This is a genomic window from Escherichia sp. E4702 (assembly GCF_963883545.1).
Classification (GTDB): domain Bacteria; phylum Pseudomonadota; class Gammaproteobacteria; order Enterobacterales; family Enterobacteriaceae; genus Escherichia.
In genome coordinates, this window is sequence record NZ_CAWORF010000021.1 from 46,608 (window position 1) to 64,727 (window position 18,120).

An 18,120-nucleotide genomic window follows, 5' to 3' on the forward strand; every position below is an offset into this window, starting at 1 on the left:
AATTACGAGCAAACATACAGGAATAAATCGATGACTATGACAAGACTGAAGATTTCGAAAACTCTGCTGGCTGTAATGTTGACCTCTGCCGTCGCGACCGGCTCTGCTTTTGCGGAAAACAGCGCGCAGACAACCAATGAAAGCGCAGGGCAAAAAGTCGATAGCTCTATGAATAAAGTCGGTAATTTCATGGATGACAGCGCCATCACCGCGAAAGTGAAGGCGGCCCTGGTGGATCATGACAACATCAAGAGCACTGATATCTCTGTCAAAACCGATCAAAAAGTTGTGACCCTGAGCGGTTTCGTTGAAAGCCAGGCCCAGGCCGAAGAGGCTGTGAAAGTGGCGAAAGGCGTTGAAGGCGTGACCTCTGTCAGCGACAAACTGCACGTTCGCGACGCTAAAGAAGGCTCTGTGAAGGGCTATGCGGGTGACACCGCCACCACCAGTGAAATCAAAGCCAAACTGCTGGCGGATGACATCGTCCCTTCCCGTCATGTGAAAGTTGAAACCACCGACGGCGTGGTTCAGCTCTCCGGTACCGTCGATTCCCAGGCACAAAGCGACCGTGCTGAAAGTATCGCCAAAGCGGTAGATGGTGTGAAAAGCGTTAAAAATGATCTGAAAACTAAGTAATTCGTCGTAATTCGTTCTCCCGAACTTTGTCGGGAGGCGCGATGTGCACCACACTAAAAATATCGCATTGAGTGATTTTCACGCTCATATCAAGCGGTGACATTAACTATGGTAAAGGAGACGCTTATGTTTCGTTGGGGCATCATATTTCTGGTTATCGCGTTAATCGCCGCCGCACTTGGGTTTGGTGGTCTGGCCGGTACCGCTGCAGGCGCAGCTAAAATTGTCTTTGTCGTCGGGATTATTCTGTTCCTGGTGAGTTTGTTTATGGGCCGAAAACGACCCTAGATTTCAAACTATTAAGAAAATTTTATACAAAGCCAGTCCAGCGGACTGGCTTTTGCGGTTTTAGCGAATAATAAATTGCGTTACTTTGTCAGTCTTTCACAACAAAAACAGGAAGGCAGAGGTGGGGCAGCGAATACCTGTAACGCTTGGTAATATTGCGCCGTTGTCGCTAAGGCCGTTCCAGCCTGGACGAATAGCTCTGGTGTGCGAAGGCGGCGGGCAGCGTGGAATTTTCACGGCTGGTGTGCTGGATGAGTTTATGCGCGCGCAGTTTAATCCTTTCGATCTTTATCTCGGCACATCTGCCGGGGCGCAGAACCTTTCGGCATATATCTGCAATCAGCCCGGATACGCGCGCAAAGTCATCATGCGCTATACCACAAAACGCGAATTTTTCGATCCAGTGCGCTTTGTCCGTGGAGGAAATCTTATCGATCTTGACTGGCTGGTGGAGGCCACCGCAAGCCAGATGCCGTTGCAAATGGACACCGCCGCGCGGCTGTTTGAGAGCGGTAAATCGTTTTATATGTGTGCCTGTCGTCAGGACGACTATGCGCCGAATTACTTTTTACCGACCAAACAAAACTGGCTGGATGTGATTCGCGCCTCCAGTGCGATACCTGGCTTTTATCGTAGCGGAGTGTCGCTGGAAGGCATTAACTACCTGGATGGTGGGATCAGTGATGCGATTCCGGTTAAAGAGGCGGCAAGGCAGGGCGCTAAAACGTTGGTCGTCATCCGCACTGTGCCGTCACAAATGTACTACACGCCGCAGTGGTTCAAACGCATGGAACGCTGGCTGGGTGACAGTAGCCTGCAGCCGCTGGTCAATCTGGTGCAGCATCATGAAACCAGCTATCGTGACATTCAGCAGTTTATTGAGAAACCACCGGGCAAGCTGCGGATATTCGAAATTTATCCGCCGAAGCCATTGCATAGTATCGCGCTTGGCAGTCGGATTCCGGCGCTGCGTGAAGACTATAAACTTGGGCGTTTATGCGGTCGTTATTTCCTCGCCACGGTTGGCAAGCTATTAACTGAAAAAGCGCCGCTTACCCGCCATCTGGTGCCAGTGGTGACGCCGGAATCGATAGTCATTCCGCCTGCGCCAGTCGCCAACGATACGCTGGTTGCCGAAGTGAGCGACGCTCCGCAGGCGAACGACCCGACATTTAACAATGAGGATCTGGCTTGATTTGCCGTTTTATCGACACCCACTGCCATTTTGATTTCCCGCCGTTTAGCGGCGATGAAGAGGCCAGCCTGCAACGCGCGGCACAAGCGGGCGTAGGCAAGATCATTGTTCCGGCAACCGAGGCGGCAAATTTTGCCCGCGTGTTGGCACTGGCGGAAAATTATCAGCCACTGTATGCCGCATTGGGCTTGCATCCTGGTATGTTGGAAAAACATAACGATGCATCGCTGGAGCAGTTACAGCAGGCGCTGGAAAGGCGTCCGGCGAAGGTGGTGGCGGTGGGGGAGATCGGTCTGGATCTCTTCGGCGATGATCCGCAATTTGAGAGGCAGCAGTGGTTGCTCGACGAACAACTGAAACTGGCGAAACGCTACGATCTGCCGGTGATCCTTCATTCACGGCGCACGCACGACAAACTGGCGATGCATCTTAAGCGTCACGATTTGCCGTGCACTGGCGTGGTTCACGGTTTTTCCGGCAGCTTGCAGCAGGCCGAACGGTTTGTACAGCTGGGCTACAAAATTGGCGTAGGCGGTACTATCACCTATCCACGCGCCAGTAAAACCCGCGATGTCATCGCAAAATTACCGTTGGCATCGTTGTTGCTGGAAACCGACGCGCCAGATATGCCGCTCAACGGTTTTCAGGGGCAGCCTAACCGCCCGGAGCAGGCTGCCCGTGTGTTTGCCGTGCTTTGCGAGTTACGCCCGGAACCGGCGGATGAGATTGCGCAAGCGTTGCTTAATAACACGTATACGTTGTTTAACGTGCCGTAGGTCGGATAAGGCGTTCACGCCGCATCCGGCAGTTGGCGCACAATGCCAGATGCGACGCTTGACGCGTCTTATCATGCCTGGAGGCCAGTGCCGAACCGTAGGCCGCATCCGGCATGTCACAAATACAGCGCCGGGAATATTAACCGGCTCACCCCGCGCACCTTTAACGCATCAGCCAACGACTCAACGTCTTCCGGCGTGGCGCTCGGCCAGCTTTGCGCCTCGCCATACACGCCGTGGGCATGAAATGCGTTCAGGCGAACCGGAACATCTCCAAGTCCCTTGATAAACGCCGCCAGTTCTTCGATGTGTTGCAAATAATCCACCTGGCCTGGGATTACCAGCAAACGCAGTTCCGCCAGCTTGCCGCGCTCTGCCAGCAAACAGATGCTGCGCTTAATCTGCTGATTATCGCGTCCGGTTAGTTGTTGATGGCACGCGCTCCCCCACGCTTTGAGATCGAGCATTGCGCCGTCACACACCGGGAGTAATTTTTCCCAGCCGGTTTCGCTCAACATGCCGTTACTGTCCACGAGGCAGGTGAGATGGCACAGTTGCGGATCGTTTTTGATGGCAGTAAACAGCGCCACCACAAACGGCAGCTGGGTCGTGGCTTCGCCGCCGCTCACCGTTATCCCTTCGATAAACAGCACTGCTTTGCGGACATGGCTAAGCACCTCGTCCACGCTCATGGATTGCGCCATTGGCGTGGCGTGTTGCGGACACATCTTCAGGCAGGTATCACATTGCTCGCAGACCACAGCGTTCCACAGCACTTTGCCGTCAACAATCTGCAACGCCTGATGCGGACAATGTGGCACGCACTCCCCACAGTCATTGCAACGTCCCATCGTCCACGGATTGTGACAGTTTTTGCAGCGCAGATTGCAGCCCTGCAAAAACAGAGCCAGACGACTGCCTGGCCCGTCAACGCAGGAGAAGGGGATAATCTTACTGACTAAAGCGCATCTGCTGTTCATGGCTTATCACGCGCGGCTGGCGTTCCAGAATACGAGTGTTGCGTGCGGCTTCTTCGCCCAGCCAGGTGGTGTTGGTGCGTGAACCTTCGGCGCGATATTTTTCTAAATCCGACAAACGCACCATATAACCGGTAACGCGAACCAGATCGTTACCGCTGACATTGGCGGTAAATTCACGCATTCCGGCTTTAAAGGCACCGAGGCAAAGCTGTACCAGTGCCTGCGGGTTACGTTTGATGGTTTCGTCGAGCGTCAGAATGTCGCTGATGCCGGAATAATAATAAGCATGATGCGGGGCGACAGTTTGCAGATGGGTGATCGGATCTGGCTCATCGCCATACGGCAAACGCGCGCCCGGCGTGGTGCCGATATCGGAACTGATCCCCGACTGTGCGTGCAACATGGCGCGTTTTTGCCAGCCATATTTCACAGGGGTATTGGCGACAAACTCCGCCAGTTGCGCGCTGATGCGATAACCCACTTCATTTGCAGCGGTTTCTTTACCGTAGCGCGCGGCAATCCCTTCTTTCTCGCACAGCAAGTTAACCGCTTCCGCCAGCCCATACATGCCAAACATTGGCACAAAACGTTCAGGGTTAATCAGCCCTTCTTTCACCAGGAAGCTATTCTCAAAGAAGTGTGATTGTTGATAGAGGAATTCACACCGCGCATCGATGATGGCGATCTGCTGTTGGCAGTAGTGCGGTAGAGTGCGCGTAAAGAAGTCTTCCAGCGATTCGCTGCGCTCGGCAATGGCTTTCAGGTTAAGGCGCACCAGCGTGCTGCCACCACCCGCCAGCGGCAGTGAGTTGTAACAGCTTACAATCCCGTAGCCCCCTTTTGTGAAAATTTTATCATGCACCGGACCGTTGGCGATGTGCGGTTTGCTACATTCACAGATGTTTTTCGCCACTTCCAGCAGCAGGTCATCAGGGGTAATTTCAGGATCGTAGATAAAGGTCAGGTTCGGTGAAACCTGCTTCAGCTCTGCGTCTGCGCGTAAAATTGCTCGGGTAATGGGCGAATCAGACGGGCCGATATTGGCGTGCATAAAGGCGTCTGGCAGGGTTCTGTCGAGGTAACGCCAGAAACGTTTTATTCGAATGTCGATCTCGTCTTGTGTTAGAATTCTAACATACGGTTGCAACAACGCATCCAGCTGCCCCAGGTAGACCGGCATCGATGTGACCGAAGGGACATGATGATAAAGAATGGTCAACAGAGAGAGCGCGTCATCAAGATCTTTCGCGCCTTCCAGCTCCAGCCATTCGGAACCGTTCGCCAGAAAACGGGCGTAATCGGGTAAGACATAGCGCGGTTTGTACGGCGCATGACCTTCAAACATATCGCAGATTACGCCTTCATCCAGCGCGCGGCGGGCTTCGGCAGGTAGCTGCGGATAAGGCAGATTGTTTTCTGCTTCCAGCGCCAGAAAATGGCGTTTCTGCTCCGGACTAAGCACCGGACTTGTGACAATTTGCTGGCAACGTTGTTGCAGTGCAATCTCGTGAGAAGTGGGCATCTTCTTTTCCTTTTATGCCAAAGGTGATGCGCCATTGTAAGAAGTTTCGTGATGTTCACTTTGATCCTGATGCGTTTGTCACCATCGGTGCATTCATTTGAAAGTGAATTATTTGAACCAGATCGCATTACCGTAATGCAAATTTGTAAGTAGATTTTCTTAATTGTGATGTATATCGAAGTGTGTTGCGGAGTCGATGTTAGAATACTAACAAACTCGCAAGGTGAATTTTATTGGCGACAAGCCAGGAGAATGAAATGACTGATCTGAAAGCAAGCAGCCTGCGTGCACTGAAATTGATGGACCTGACTACCCTGAATGACGACGACACCGACGAGAAAGTGATCGCCCTGTGTCATCAGGCCAAAACTCCGGTCGGCAATACCGCTGCTATCTGTATCTATCCTCGCTTTATCCCGATTGCTCGCAAAACGCTGAAAGAGCAGGGCACCCCGGAAATCCGTATTGCTACGGTAACCAACTTCCCACACGGTAACGATGACATTGAAATTGCACTGGCAGAAACCCGTGCGGCAATCGCCTACGGTGCTGATGAAGTTGACGTGGTGTTCCCGTACCGTGCGCTGATGGCGGGCAACGAGCAAGTTGGTTTTGATCTGGTGAAAGCCTGTAAAGAGGCTTGCGCAGCGGCGAACGTACTGCTGAAAGTGATCATCGAAACCGGCGAACTGAAAGACGAAGCGCTGATCCGCAAAGCGTCTGAAATCTCCATCAAAGCGGGTGCCGACTTCATCAAAACCTCTACCGGTAAAGTGGCAGTGAACGCGACGCCGGAAAGCGCGCGCATCATGATGGAAGTGATCCGTGATATGGGCGTAGAGAAAACCGTTGGTTTCAAACCGGCGGGCGGCGTGCGTACTGCGGAAGATGCGCAGAAATATCTCGCCATTGCAGATGAACTGTTCGGTGCTGACTGGGCAGATGCGCGCCACTATCGCTTTGGCGCTTCCAGCCTGCTGGCAAGCCTGCTGAAAGCTCTGGGCCACGGCGACGGTAAGAGCGCCAGCAGCTACTAAGTAAGATGCTTTGCGCCTGATGCGCTGCGCTTATCAGGCCTACGAGACGTATCACCCGTAGGCCGGATAAGGCGTAGACGCATCCGGCAAAAGCCGCCTCATACTCTTTTCCACGGGAGGTTACCTTGTTTCTCGCACAAGAAATTATTCGTAAAAAACGTGATGGTCATGCGCTGAGTGATGAAGAAATTCGTTTCTTTATCAACGGCATTCGCGACAACACTATCTCCGAAGGGCAGATTGCCGCCCTCGCGATGACCATTTTCTTCCACGATATGACAATGCCTGAGCGTGTCTCGCTGACCATGGCGATGCGAGATTCAGGAACCGTTCTCGACTGGAAAAGCCTGCATCTGAATGGCCCGATTGTTGATAAACACTCGACCGGTGGCGTCGGCGATGTCACTTCGCTGATGTTAGGGCCAATGGTCGCAGCCTGCGGCGGCTATATTCCGATGATCTCCGGTCGCGGCCTCGGTCATACTGGCGGTACGCTCGACAAACTGGAATCCATCCCTGGCTTCGACATTTTCCCGGATGACAACCGTTTCCGCGAAATTATTAAAGACGTCGGCGTGGCGATTATCGGCCAGACCAGCTCACTGGCTCCGGCGGATAAACGTTTCTACGCGACCCGCGATATTACCGCAACCGTGGACTCCATTCCGCTGATCACCGCCTCTATTCTGGCGAAGAAACTGGCGGAAGGTTTGGACGCGCTGGTGATGGACGTGAAAGTGGGTAGCGGCGCGTTTATGCCGACCTACGAACTCTCTGAAGCCCTTGCCGAAGCGATTGTTGGCGTGGCTAACGGCGCTGGCGTGCGCACCACCGCGCTGCTCACCGATATGAATCAGGTGCTGGCCTCCAGTGCCGGTAACGCGGTTGAAGTACGTGAAGCGGTGCAGTTCCTGACGGGTGAGTATCGTAACCCGCGTTTGTTTGATGTCACGATGGCGCTGTGCGTGGAGATGCTTATCTCCGGTAAACTGGCGAAAGATGACGCCGAAGCGCGCGCGAAATTGCAGGCGGTGCTGGACAACGGTAAAGCGGCAGAAGTCTTCGGTCGTATGGTGGCAGCACAAAAAGGTCCGACCGACTTCGTTGAGAACTACGCGAAGTATCTGCCGACAGCGATGCTGACGAAAGCAGTCTATGCTGATACCGAAGGTTTTGTCAGTGAAATGGATACCCGTGCGCTGGGGATGGCAGTGGTTGCAATGGGCGGCGGTCGCCGTCAGGCATCTGACACCATCGATTACAGCGTCGGCTTTACTGATATGGCGCGTCTGGGTGACCAGGTAGACGGTCAGCGTCCGCTGGCGGTTATCCACGCGAAAGACGAAAACAGCTGGCAGGAAGCGGCGAAAGCGGTGAAAGCGGCAATTAAACTTGCCGATAAAGCACCGGAAAGCACACCAACTGTCTATCGTCGTATCAGTGAATAACGGTATACTGATCTGATCATTTAAATTTGAAGCACTGAGTACGGAGAACATATGAAACGTGCATTTATTATGGTGCTGGACTCATTCGGCATCGGCGCTACAGAAGATGCAGAACGCTTTGGTGACGTCGGGGCTGACACCCTGGGTCATATCGCAGAAGCCTGTGCCAAAGGCGAAGCTGATAACGGTCGTAAAGGCCCGCTCAATCTGCCAAATCTGACCCGTCTGGGGCTGGCGAAAGCACATGAAGGTTCTACCGGTTTCATTCCGGCAGGAATGGACGGCAACGCTGAAGTTATCGGCGCGTACGCATGGGCGCACGAAATGTCATCTGGTAAAGACACCCCGTCTGGTCACTGGGAAATCGCCGGTGTCCCGGTTCTGTTTGAGTGGGGATACTTCTCCGATCACGAAAACAGCTTTCCGCAAGAGCTGCTGGATAAACTGGTTGAACGCGCTAACCTGCCAGGTTACCTCGGTAACTGCCACTCTTCCGGTACGGTCATCCTGGATCAACTGGGCGAAGAGCACATGAAAACCGGCAAGCCGATTTTCTATACCTCCGCTGACTCCGTGTTCCAGATTGCCTGCCATGAAGAAACTTTCGGTCTGGATAAACTCTACGAACTGTGTGAAATCGCCCGTGAAGAGCTGACCAACGGCGGCTACAACATCGGTCGTGTTATCGCTCGTCCGTTTATCGGCGACAAAGCCGGTAACTTCCAGCGTACCGGTAACCGTCACGACCTGGCCGTTGAACCGCCAGCACCGACCGTGCTGCAGAAACTGGTTGATGAAAAACATGGTCAGGTGGTTTCTGTCGGTAAGATTGCGGACATCTACGCTAACTGCGGTATCACCAAGAAAGTGAAAGCGACCGGCCTGGACGCGCTGTTTGACGCCACCATTAAAGAGATGAAGGAAGCGGGTGATAACACCATCGTCTTCACTAACTTTGTTGACTTCGACTCTTCCTGGGGCCATCGTCGCGATGTCGCAGGCTATGCTGCGGGGCTGGAGCTGTTCGACCGCCGTCTGCCGGAGCTGATGTCTCTGCTGCGCGATGACGACATCCTGATCCTCACTGCTGACCACGGTTGTGATCCGACCTGGACCGGTACTGACCACACGCGTGAACATATTCCGGTACTGGTATACGGCCCGAAAGTAAAACCGGGCTCACTGGGTCATCGCGAAACCTTCGCAGATATCGGCCAGACGCTGGCAAAATATTTTGGTACTTCTGATATGGAATATGGCAAAGCCATGTTCTGATGGATTTGGGCGGAGCGTTGACTCCGCCTTTGTTATGTCACAAAAAGGATAAAACGATGGCTACTCCACACATTAATGCAGAAATGGGCGATTTCGCTGACGTAGTTTTGATGCCTGGCGACCCGCTGCGTGCGAAGTATATTGCTGAAACTTTCCTTGAAGATGCCCGTGAAGTGAACAACGTTCGCGGTATGCTGGGCTTCACTGGTACTTACAAAGGCCGCAAAATTTCCGTAATGGGTCACGGTATGGGGATTCCGTCCTGCTCCATCTACACCAAAGAACTGATCACCGATTTCGGCGTGAAGAAAATTATCCGCGTTGGTTCCTGTGGCGCGGTTCTGCCGCACGTAAAACTGCGCGACGTCGTTATCGGTATGGGTGCCTGCACCGATTCCAAAGTTAACCGCATCCGTTTTAAAGACCATGACTTTGCCGCTATCGCTGACTTTGACATGGTGCGTAACGCGGTAGACGCGGCTAAAGCCCTGGGCGTTGATGCGCGTGTTGGTAACCTGTTCTCCGCTGACCTGTTCTACTCTCCGGACGGCGAAATGTTCGACGTGATGGAAAAATACGGCATCCTCGGCGTGGAAATGGAAGCGGCTGGTATCTACGGCGTGGCTGCAGAGTTTGGTGCGAAAGCACTGGCTATCTGCACCGTGTCTGACCACATCCGTACTCACGAGCAGACCACTGCTGAAGAGCGTCAGACCACCTTCAACGACATGATCAAAATTGCACTGGAATCCGTTCTGCTGGGCGATAAAGAGTAATTGTGTTTCGCTGAAAGGCGATTGTCGTGTTAAGCCGGAGCGGGAGACTGCTCCGGCTTTTTAGTATCTATTCATCAATAGCGACTGATATATAGATTTACTATTATTTTTCATATGGATAGGAAATCAAAACCATTCAAGTATCTATTCACGAATCTATTCATTTATGTTCAGCCGTCATCCAGGAAGGGTGTATCAGCAACTCTGGTGGACAACCATAAATTCCTGCCATTTTGCTTTTGATGTTTGAACTAAGCCGTTCCGTCTTTTCGAGCCGTTTTAGAGAATTAATCGAGATACCTAACATTTTACTTACTTCAGCAAGCGATAATTTATGCCTGATACGCATGGCGGCTAGCCAGGATATACCCTGGCTGAACATTAAATTGATAATCTCCCGTTCCTGGTTCTCCAGATCGATCATATTTCCTTCCCTGGAAATTTTAATGAGCGAGTTACCGCACCGCCCCTGCCATCCATGCCGACAACTCCCGTAGCTCTTTTTCCTGTTCCGGGAAGTCGACCAACAGCGCTTCGCACTCCTGTTGCAGCATATCCGCGCGGTACAGACAGCCTTGCAGCCGCCCGGCGAGAGCTTCCAGCGGCGCGGGGTTAAGGCTGTCGGTAAACACCTGGGCGCGGGTGATATGGCCTTTTTCAACGTCGAAATGCAGTTCTACGCCGCCCCAGGTAAAGCGTTCGTCCAGCAGATGCGAGAACGCCGGAGCCTGACCGAAGTTCCACTCCCAGCTACTCTGGCGGGCAAAGGTTTCGGCGAAGTTCGGCAAGTCTGGCGTTTTGTCCGGGGAGATGATTTCCGCTTCTACACGCTCGCCATAATGGGCGAAAAAGGCCTCGGTTATGGCCTCGCAAACCTGCTCATGGGTGATCCCCGGCAGCAGCTCGGTCAGATTGGTCACGCGGGAACGTACTGAAGTAATGCCTTTCGCCGCCAGTTTCTTTTTATCCGGATTGAGATAGTTTGCCAGGCGGCTGAGGTCGGCATTGAGCAGCAAGGTGCCATGGTGGAAACCGCGATCCTTGGTTTCGCGATAGGCCGAGCCTGAGACTTTGCGGTCACCTTCGGCGGTTTTCACCACCAGATCGTTGCGCCCGGACGCTTCTGCGGTGACGCCGAGCGCGTTCAGCGCATTAAGCACAATCTCCGTGGAGATGGTTTTATCGTACTCCGGCTTGCCAGCCATAAATGTAAAACAGGTATTGCCGAGATCGTGGAACACCGCGCCACCGCCGCTACTGCGCCGTGCCAGGCGGACGTTATCTTCTTCCATTCGCCGGGTATTACACTCTTTCCACGGGTTTTGCGCGCGACCAATCACTACCGTGTCGGCATTGCGCCAGAGAAATAGAACGCGCTGCGTGGCGGGCATCTGGCGAAAAATACACTCTTCCACCGCCAGGTTAAACCACGGATCGTAAGAGTCAGAAATGAGCAGGCGTAATGTGGACATAACGATTTCCTTTCTTGTAGTAATGGGTCACTCTTTTTTCTCGCTTTCTTCCTCTTCCGGTACCGGTTTGCTGGCGGTTAACAGGAAGGGCGATTGCTGCCAGCGGGTACGTTTACCCTGCAACAGTGTGCGAGTCAGCACCACGCCGATTGCCAGCGAGAGCAGCAGCATCAGGCGTAGAATATTGGTGGTGTTATCCACCTGTTTGGCTTCGGTGGCGAGCGTATGGGTATCGAGCGTGAGGCGCAGATAGCCGAGCGGTCCATTTTTCCCCTTAATCGGTTCGACAATCTGCTGGTTAAAATAGCCACCTGCTTTTTTACCGTCGAGCGCCAGTCGGTCGCGCACCTCGACGCTTTCGCCTGCGCGGGCGATAAGATCGCCTTGTTCGTCATACACACCCGCGTCGAGGATGCGACTTTCGTCCGTCAACTGATCGAGGATCGCCCGAATGCGTTTTTCATCAGGTGAGTTGGTACGCATCAGCGGCGCAACGTTCAGGGTTACCTGATGCGCCAGGGTACGGGCCAGTTCTTCCAGCTGTGGATTACGCTGTCGCTGGTGGTTTTGACTAAACCATGATGCTCCCTGCATTAGTGCGACTAACAACGCGAGACAGAACAGGACAATCACTGCCCGATGCAGCCGGAATTTTAGTTTTGTGCGAGCCATATTCCACCCGTTGAAAATTTGAGACTTAATGTTGCCAGAAGCAATGGATACAAGGTAGCCTCATGCGTTATTTTCCCTGCTTCGAACGATTTTACAGGAGCCTTAATGCCTAACATTACCTGGTGCGACCTGCCTGAAGATGTCTCTTTATGGCCGGGTCTGCCTCTTTCATTAAGTGGTGATGAAGTGATGCCACTGGATTACCACGCAGGTCGTAGCGGCTGGCTGCTGTATGGTCGTGGGCTGGATAAACAACGTCTGACCCAATACCAGAGCAAACTGGGCGCGGCAATGGTGATTGTTGCCGCCTGGTGCGTGGAAGATTATCAGGTGATTCGTCTGGCAGGTTCACTCACCGCCCGGGCTACGCGCCTGGCCCACGAGGCGCAGCTGGATGTCGCTCCGCTGGGGAAAATCCCGCACCTGCGCACGCCGGGTTTGCTGGTGATGGACATGGACTCCACCGCCATCCAGATAGAATGTATTGATGAAATTGCCAAACTGGCCGGAACGGGCGAGATGGTGGCGGAAGTGACCGAACGGGCAATGCGCGGGGAGCTTGATTTCACTGCTAGCCTGCGTAGCCGCGTGGCGACGCTGAAAGGTGCTGACGCGAACATTCTGCAACAGGTGCGTGAAAATCTGCCGCTGATGCCGGGCTTAACGCAACTGGTGCTGAAGCTGGAAACGCTGGGCTGGAAAGTGGCGATTGCCTCCGGCGGCTTTACCTTCTTTGCTGAATACCTGCGCGACAAGCTGCGATTAACCGCCGTGGTAGCCAATGAACTGGAGATCATGGACGGTAAATTTACCGGCAATGTGATCGGCGACATTGTAGACGCGCAGTACAAAGCGAAAACCCTGACCCGGCTGGCGCAGGAGTATGATATTCCGCTGGCGCAAACCGTGGCGATTGGCGATGGTGCCAACGACCTGCCGATGATCAAAGCGGCAGGGCTGGGGATTGCCTACCATGCCAAGCCAAAAGTGAATGAAAAGACGGAAGTCACCATCCGTCACGCTGACTTGATGGGGGTATTCTGCATCCTCTCTGGCAGCCTGAATCAGAAGTAATTGCCCGCCCGTCATCCTGCGGGCGGCACAGCATTAACGAGGTACACCGTGGCAAAAGCTCCAAAACGCGCCTTTGTTTGTAATGAATGCGGGGCCGATTATCCGCGCTGGCAGGGGCAGTGCAGCGCCTGTCATGCCTGGAACACCATCACCGAGGTGCGTCTTGCTGCGTCGCCAACGGTGGCGCGTAACGAGCGTCTGAGTGGCTATGCCGGTAGCGCCGGAGTGGCTAAAGTCCAGAAACTCTCCGATATCAGCCTTGAAGAGCTGCCGCGTTTTTCCACCGGATTTAAAGAGTTCGACCGCGTATTAGGCGGCGGCGTTGTGCCGGGAAGCGCCATTCTGATTGGCGGTAACCCAGGTGCCGGGAAATCCACGCTGCTACTGCAAACGCTGTGCAAACTGGCGCAGCAGATGAAAACGCTGTATGTCACTGGCGAAGAGTCGCTGCAACAGGTGGCAATGCGCGCTCATCGCCTTGGCCTGCCGACTGACAATCTCAATATGTTGTCGGAAACCAGCATCGAGCAGATCTGCCTGATTGCCGAAGAAGAGCAACCGAAGCTGATGGTGATTGACTCGATCCAGGTGATGCATATGGCGGATGTTCAGTCATCGCCAGGCAGCGTGGCGCAGGTGCGTGAAACAGCGGCTTATCTGACGCGCTTCGCCAAAACGCGCGGTGTGGCGATTGTCATGGTGGGGCACGTAACCAAAGATGGTTCGCTGGCTGGCCCTAAAGTGCTGGAACACTGTATCGACTGTTCGGTGCTTCTGGACGGCGATGCCGACTCCCGTTTTCGCACCTTGCGCAGCCATAAAAACCGCTTCGGCGCGGTGAATGAGCTGGGCGTATTTGCGATGACCGAACAGGGGCTGCGTGAAGTTAGCAACCCTTCCGCCATCTTTTTAAGCCGTGGCGATGAAGTGACCTCTGGTAGTTCAGTGATGGTGGTATGGGAAGGAACGCGTCCGCTGCTGGTGGAGATTCAGGCGCTGGTCGATCACTCGATGATGGCGAATCCGCGCCGCGTGGCGGTAGGCCTGGAGCAAAACCGTCTGGCAATCCTGCTGGCAGTGCTGCATCGTCACGGTGGTCTGCAAATGGCTGATCAGGATGTGTTTGTGAACGTGGTCGGCGGCGTGAAGGTAACCGAAACCAGCGCCGACTTAGCGTTACTGCTGGCGATGGTTTCCAGCCTGCGTGACAGGCCGCTACCGCAGGATCTGGTGGTGTTTGGTGAAGTCGGGCTGGCAGGGGAGATCCGCCCGGTGCCCAGCGGCCAGGAACGAATCTCAGAAGCGGCGAAACACGGTTTTCGGCGGGCAATTGTTCCGGCGGCTAACGTACCGAAAAAAGTGCCTGAAGGGATGCAGATTTTTGGCGTTAAAAAACTCTCCGACGCGCTTAGCGTGTTCGACGACTTATAATAAGAGATACGGAGGGAGATATGTCGTCATTTGATTACCTGAAAACTGCCATCAAGCAACAGGGCTGCACGCTACAGCAGGTAGCTGATGCCAGCGGTATGACCAAAGGGTATTTAAGCCAGTTACTGAATGCCAAAATCAAAAGCCCCAGCGCGCAAAAGCTGGAGGCGTTGCACCGTTTTTTGGGGCTTGAGTTTCCACGGCAGAAGAAAACGATCGGCGTTGTATTCGGTAAGTTCTACCCACTGCATACCGGACATATCTACCTTATCCAGCGCGCCTGTAGCCAGGTTGACGAGCTGCATATCATTATGGGCTTTGACGATACCCGTGACCGCGCGTTGTTCGAAGACAGTGCCATGTCGCAGCAGCCGACCGTGCCGGATCGTCTGCGCTGGTTATTGCAAACCTTTAAGTATCAAAAAAACATTCGTATTCATGCCTTTAACGAAGAGGGCATGGAGCCGTATCCGCACGGCTGGGATGTGTGGAGCAACGGCATCAAAAAGTTTATGGCTGAAAAGGGGATCCAGCCGGATCTGATCTACACCTCGGAAGAAGCCGACGCGCCGCAGTATATGGAACATCTGGGGATCGAGACGGTGCTGATCGACCCGAAACGCACCTTTATGAGTATCAGCGGTGCGCAGATCCGCGAAAACCCGTTCCGCTACTGGGAATATATTCCTACCGAAGTGAAGCCGTTCTTTGTGCGTACCGTGGCGATCCTCGGCGGCGAGTCGAGCGGTAAATCCACCCTGGTAAACAAACTTGCCAATATCTTCAACACCACCAGTGCGTGGGAGTTTGGTCGTGATTATGTCTTTTCGCATCTCGGCGGCGATGAGATCGCATTGCAGTATTCCGACTACGATAAAATCGCGCTGGGACACGCACAATATATTGATTTTGCAGTGAAATATGCCAATAAAGTGGCGTTTATCGACACTGATTTTGTGACTACTCAGGCGTTCTGCAAAAAGTACGAAGGACGCGAGCATCCGTTCGTGCAGGCGCTGATTGATGAATACCGTTTCGATCTGGTGATCCTGCTGGAGAACAACACCCCGTGGGTGGCGGATGGTTTACGCAGCCTCGGCAGTTCGGTGGATCGCAAAGAGTTCCAGAACTTGCTGGTGGAGATGCTGGAAGAGAACAATATCGAATTCGTGCGGGTTGAAGAGGACGATTACGACAGCCGTTTCCTGCGCTGCGTGGAGCTGGTGCGGGAGATGATGGGGGAGCAGAGGTAACCGTGACGAAACGGCTCAAAGGCGAGGTATAAAATGAGTTTTTTTGATGAGTTGAAAACCTCTCTGGAAGAGGCTGTCGAGATTAAACAAGGTTTGAAAGAACCAGCACGGATGACCCGCTACGAAATTGCGGATGCTAAGGCTGTTGTAGGCCGGAAGAGGCGTTCACGCCGCATCCGGCATCCGGTGCTCAATGCCTGATGCGACGCTTACCGCGTCTTATCAGGCCTGGAGTTTCACACCGTATTGAAATCGCTGGTTTTGTAGGCCGGATAAGGCGTTCACGCCGCATCCGGCATTTTACGCATTACTTCGCAATACGCTTGTACTTGATACGCTTCGGCTCCAGCGCGTCTGCGCCCAGCGTGCGTTTTTTGTACTCTTCGTACTCGGTAAAGTTACCTTCGAAGAACTCAACTTTACCTTCATCCTGGTAATCCAGAATGTGCGTGGCGATACGGTCGAGGAACCAACGGTCGTGCGAGATAACCATCGCGCAGCCCGGGAACTCCAGCAGGGCGTTTTCCAGCGCGCGCAGGGTTTCGATATCCAGGTCGTTGGTTGGTTCGTCGAGCAGCAGCATGTTGCCGCCAACCTGCAGCAGCTTCGCCAGATGCAGACGACCGCGCTCACCACCGGAAAGTTCGCCAACACGTTTACCCTGATCAACCCCTTTAAAGTTAAAGCGGCCAACGTAGGCGCGGCTTGGCATCTCGGTGTTGCCGATCTTCATGATATCCAGCCCGCCGGAAACTTCTTCCCAAACGGTTTTGCTGTTATCCATTGAGTCACGGAACTGATCAACCGATGCCAGTTTCACCGTTTCACCCAAAGTGATGGTGCCGCTGTCCGGCTGTTCCTGACCAGAGATCATACGGAACAGGGTCGATTTACCCGCACCGTTCGGACCGATGATCCCGACGATCGCCCCTTTCGGGATCGAGAAACTCAGGGAGTCAATCAGCAGACGATCGCCATAGGATTTACGCAGGTTGCTGACTTCCAGCACTTTATCGCCCAGACGCGGTCCAGGTGGAATAAACAGTTCGTTGGTTTCGTTACGTTTCTGATATTCGGTGCTGTTCAGCTCTTCAAAGCGCGCCAGACGTGCTTTACCTTTCGACTGACGGCCTTTCGTACCCTGACGTACCCACTCCAGCTCTTTCTCGATCGACTTACGACGCGCCGCTTCTTGAGAAGCTTCCTGCGCCAGACGCTGATCTTTCTGCTCCAGCCAGGAGGAGTAGTTGCCTTCCCACGGAATACCTTCACCGCGGTCCAGTTCGAGGATCCAGCCTGCAACGTTATCGAGGAAGTAACGGTCGTGAGTAATCGCCACAACGGTGCCTTCGAAGTCGTGCAGGAAGCGTTCCAGCCAGGCCACGGATTCGGCATCCAGGTGGTTGGTCGGTTCGTCGAGCAGCAGCATGTCTGGTTTTTCCAGCAGCAGACGGCACAACGCCACGCGACGACGCTCACCACCAGAGAGGTTAGCGATTTTCGCGTCCCAGTCCGGCAGACGCAGCGCATCCGCTGCACGCTCCAGCTGTACGTTCAGGTTGTGACCGTCGTGAGCCTGAATGATCTCTTCCAGACGGCCTTGTTCAGCGGCCAGCTTGTCAAAATCGGCATCCGGATCGGCGTACAGCGCATACACTTCATCCAGGCGTTTCAGGGCGTTAACCACTTCAGAAACCGCTTCTTCAATGGACTCACGCACGGTGTGTTCCGGGTTCAGCTGCGGTTCCTGCGGCAGATAACCAATCTTGATGTCTGGCTGCGGACGCGCTTCACCTTCGATGTCTTTATCAATGCCCGCCATAATGCGCAGCAGGGTGGACTTACCCGCGCCGTTCAGACCCAGGACACCAATTTTTGCCCCAGGGAAGAAACTCAGAGAGATGTTTTTCAAAATATGACGTTTCGGCGGAACAACTTTGCCGACACGATGCATGGTATAAACGAATTGAGCCACGTTGGACTTCGCCTCTATGTTTATCGTGATGATGAGTTTTCAAAGGCGAAGTGTAGCCTGTTTCCTTATCTAATCCCAGCCGGTCGATCACCCTCGCAGTATACTCGTCATACTTCAAGTTGCATGTGCTGCGCTTACGCTCGCTCACCCCAGTCACTTACTTCTGTAAGCTCTTGGGGACTCACTCACTTATCGCCTTCCTGCAACTCGAATTATTTAGAGTATAAAAGTAAAAAAGTGTCCGTAACGTGGCGTAAACGGCAATGACTGGTTAGCATAAATCTATTACGCGGCATGATGCTGCATTGAT

General features: G+C 53.6%; 17 protein-coding genes and 1 pseudogene. 12 read left to right on the forward strand and 6 right to left on the reverse strand.

The annotated features are described in order from the left end of the window. The first annotated feature begins 30 nt into the window (after window positions 1–30). The 4 genes from osmY to AACU94_RS13700 all read left to right on the forward strand — a co-directional run bounded on the left by osmY (window position 31) and on the right by AACU94_RS13700 (window position 2,895). A complete protein-coding gene (osmY, locus tag AACU94_RS13685; RefSeq protein ID WP_130217540.1) occupies window positions 31–636 on the forward strand; it encodes a molecular chaperone OsmY in 606 nt (201 codons plus the stop codon). Window positions 637–762: 126 nt separating this feature from the next. Beyond that, the gene (locus AACU94_RS13690) at window positions 763–924 is read left to right on the forward strand and encodes a DUF1328 domain-containing protein (RefSeq protein ID WP_000490275.1); all 162 of its coding nucleotides are present in this window, start codon (window positions 763–765) and stop codon (window positions 922–924) included. Window positions 925–1,045: 121 nt separating this feature from the next. Further along, complete coding sequence (locus AACU94_RS13695) at window positions 1,046–2,119, forward strand: patatin-like phospholipase family protein (protein WP_130221689.1); 1,074 nt, start codon at window positions 1,046–1,048, stop codon at window positions 2,117–2,119. Then, window positions 2,116–2,895: a metal-dependent hydrolase gene (locus tag AACU94_RS13700; protein WP_135489606.1), complete on the forward strand. Its 780-nt coding sequence runs from the start codon at window positions 2,116–2,118 to the stop codon at window positions 2,893–2,895. The genes AACU94_RS13695 and AACU94_RS13700 overlap by 4 nt, the downstream gene beginning before the upstream one ends. A gap of 116 nt (window positions 2,896–3,011) precedes the next feature. Here AACU94_RS13700 and AACU94_RS13705 read toward each other — a convergent pair whose 3' ends face one another. Together AACU94_RS13705 and AACU94_RS13710 are read right to left on the reverse strand one after the other, a co-directional pair. Beyond that, window positions 3,012–3,875: a YjjW family glycine radical enzyme activase gene (locus AACU94_RS13705; protein WP_135489607.1), complete on the reverse strand. Its 864-nt coding sequence runs from the start codon at window positions 3,873–3,875 to the stop codon at window positions 3,012–3,014. Further along, window positions 3,847–5,397: a YjjI family glycine radical enzyme gene (locus AACU94_RS13710; protein WP_135489608.1), complete on the reverse strand. Its 1,551-nt coding sequence runs from the start codon at window positions 5,395–5,397 to the stop codon at window positions 3,847–3,849. Before AACU94_RS13710 ends, AACU94_RS13705 begins: the two co-directional genes overlap by 29 nt. 257 nt (window positions 5,398–5,654) lie before the next feature. Here AACU94_RS13710 and deoC point away from each other — a divergent pair, with 257 nt between their 5' ends. The 4 genes from deoC to deoD all read left to right on the forward strand — a co-directional run bounded on the left by deoC (window position 5,655) and on the right by deoD (window position 9,933). Beyond that, a complete protein-coding gene (gene deoC, locus AACU94_RS13715) occupies window positions 5,655–6,434 on the forward strand; it encodes a deoxyribose-phosphate aldolase (RefSeq protein WP_001295412.1) in 780 nt (259 codons plus the stop codon). Window positions 6,435–6,559: 125 nt separating this feature from the next. Further along, on the forward strand, window positions 6,560–7,882 hold the full coding sequence (gene deoA, locus AACU94_RS13720; RefSeq protein WP_000477811.1) for a thymidine phosphorylase: 1,323 nt from the start codon (window positions 6,560–6,562) through the stop codon (window positions 7,880–7,882). 51 nt (window positions 7,883–7,933) lie between these two features. Then, entirely contained in the window at window positions 7,934–9,157 is a 1,224-nt protein-coding gene (gene deoB, locus AACU94_RS13725; protein WP_000816471.1) for a phosphopentomutase, read from the forward strand. A gap of 56 nt (window positions 9,158–9,213) precedes the next feature. Further along, window positions 9,214–9,933, forward strand: a complete 720-nt coding sequence (deoD, locus tag AACU94_RS13730) for a purine-nucleoside phosphorylase (protein ID WP_000224878.1) — start codon at window positions 9,214–9,216, stop codon at window positions 9,931–9,933. A 160-nt stretch (window positions 9,934–10,093) separates the two neighbouring features. Here deoD and AACU94_RS13735 read toward each other — a convergent pair whose 3' ends face one another. From AACU94_RS13735 to AACU94_RS13745, 3 genes are read right to left on the reverse strand one after another with little or no spacing between them, the layout of a single operon-like run. Further along, the gene (locus AACU94_RS13735; protein WP_135489609.1) at window positions 10,094–10,357 is read right to left on the reverse strand and encodes a helix-turn-helix domain-containing protein; all 264 of its coding nucleotides are present in this window, start codon (window positions 10,355–10,357) and stop codon (window positions 10,094–10,096) included. A gap of 31 nt (window positions 10,358–10,388) precedes the next feature. Beyond that, complete coding sequence (gene lplA, locus AACU94_RS13740) at window positions 10,389–11,405, reverse strand: lipoate--protein ligase LplA (protein ID WP_135489610.1); 1,017 nt, start codon at window positions 11,403–11,405, stop codon at window positions 10,389–10,391. Between the two features lie 27 nt (window positions 11,406–11,432). Beyond that, window positions 11,433–12,077, reverse strand: coding sequence for a YtjB family periplasmic protein (locus AACU94_RS13745; RefSeq protein ID WP_130204786.1), 645 nt, complete (start codon window positions 12,075–12,077; stop codon window positions 11,433–11,435). Between the two features lie 105 nt (window positions 12,078–12,182). Here AACU94_RS13745 and serB point away from each other — a divergent pair, with 105 nt between their 5' ends. The 4 genes and pseudogenes from serB to nadS all read left to right on the forward strand — a co-directional run. Then, entirely contained in the window at window positions 12,183–13,151 is a 969-nt protein-coding gene (gene serB, locus AACU94_RS13750; protein WP_130204788.1) for a phosphoserine phosphatase, read from the forward strand. Between the two features lie 48 nt (window positions 13,152–13,199). After that, on the forward strand, window positions 13,200–14,582 hold the full coding sequence (gene radA, locus AACU94_RS13755; RefSeq protein ID WP_001029699.1) for a DNA repair protein RadA: 1,383 nt from the start codon (window positions 13,200–13,202) through the stop codon (window positions 14,580–14,582). Window positions 14,583–14,602: 20 nt separating this feature from the next. Then, window positions 14,603–15,835 carry a multifunctional transcriptional regulator/nicotinamide-nucleotide adenylyltransferase/ribosylnicotinamide kinase NadR gene (nadR, locus tag AACU94_RS13760; RefSeq protein WP_130217520.1) on the forward strand — a complete coding sequence of 411 codons (1,233 nt, stop codon included), beginning with the start codon at window positions 14,603–14,605 and terminating at the stop codon, window positions 15,833–15,835. A 33-nt stretch (window positions 15,836–15,868) separates the two neighbouring features. Then, window positions 15,869–15,982: pseudogene (gene nadS / locus AACU94_RS13765) on the forward strand (NadS family protein); the annotation flags it as partial. Window positions 15,983–16,142: 160 nt separating this feature from the next. Here the strand turns inward: nadS and ettA are convergent. Then, window positions 16,143–17,810 (reverse strand): energy-dependent translational throttle protein EttA, encoded by a 1,668-nt coding sequence (gene ettA / locus AACU94_RS13770; protein WP_000046754.1) that lies wholly within the window; start codon window positions 17,808–17,810, stop codon window positions 16,143–16,145. Between the last annotated feature and the right edge of the window lie 310 nt (window positions 17,811–18,120).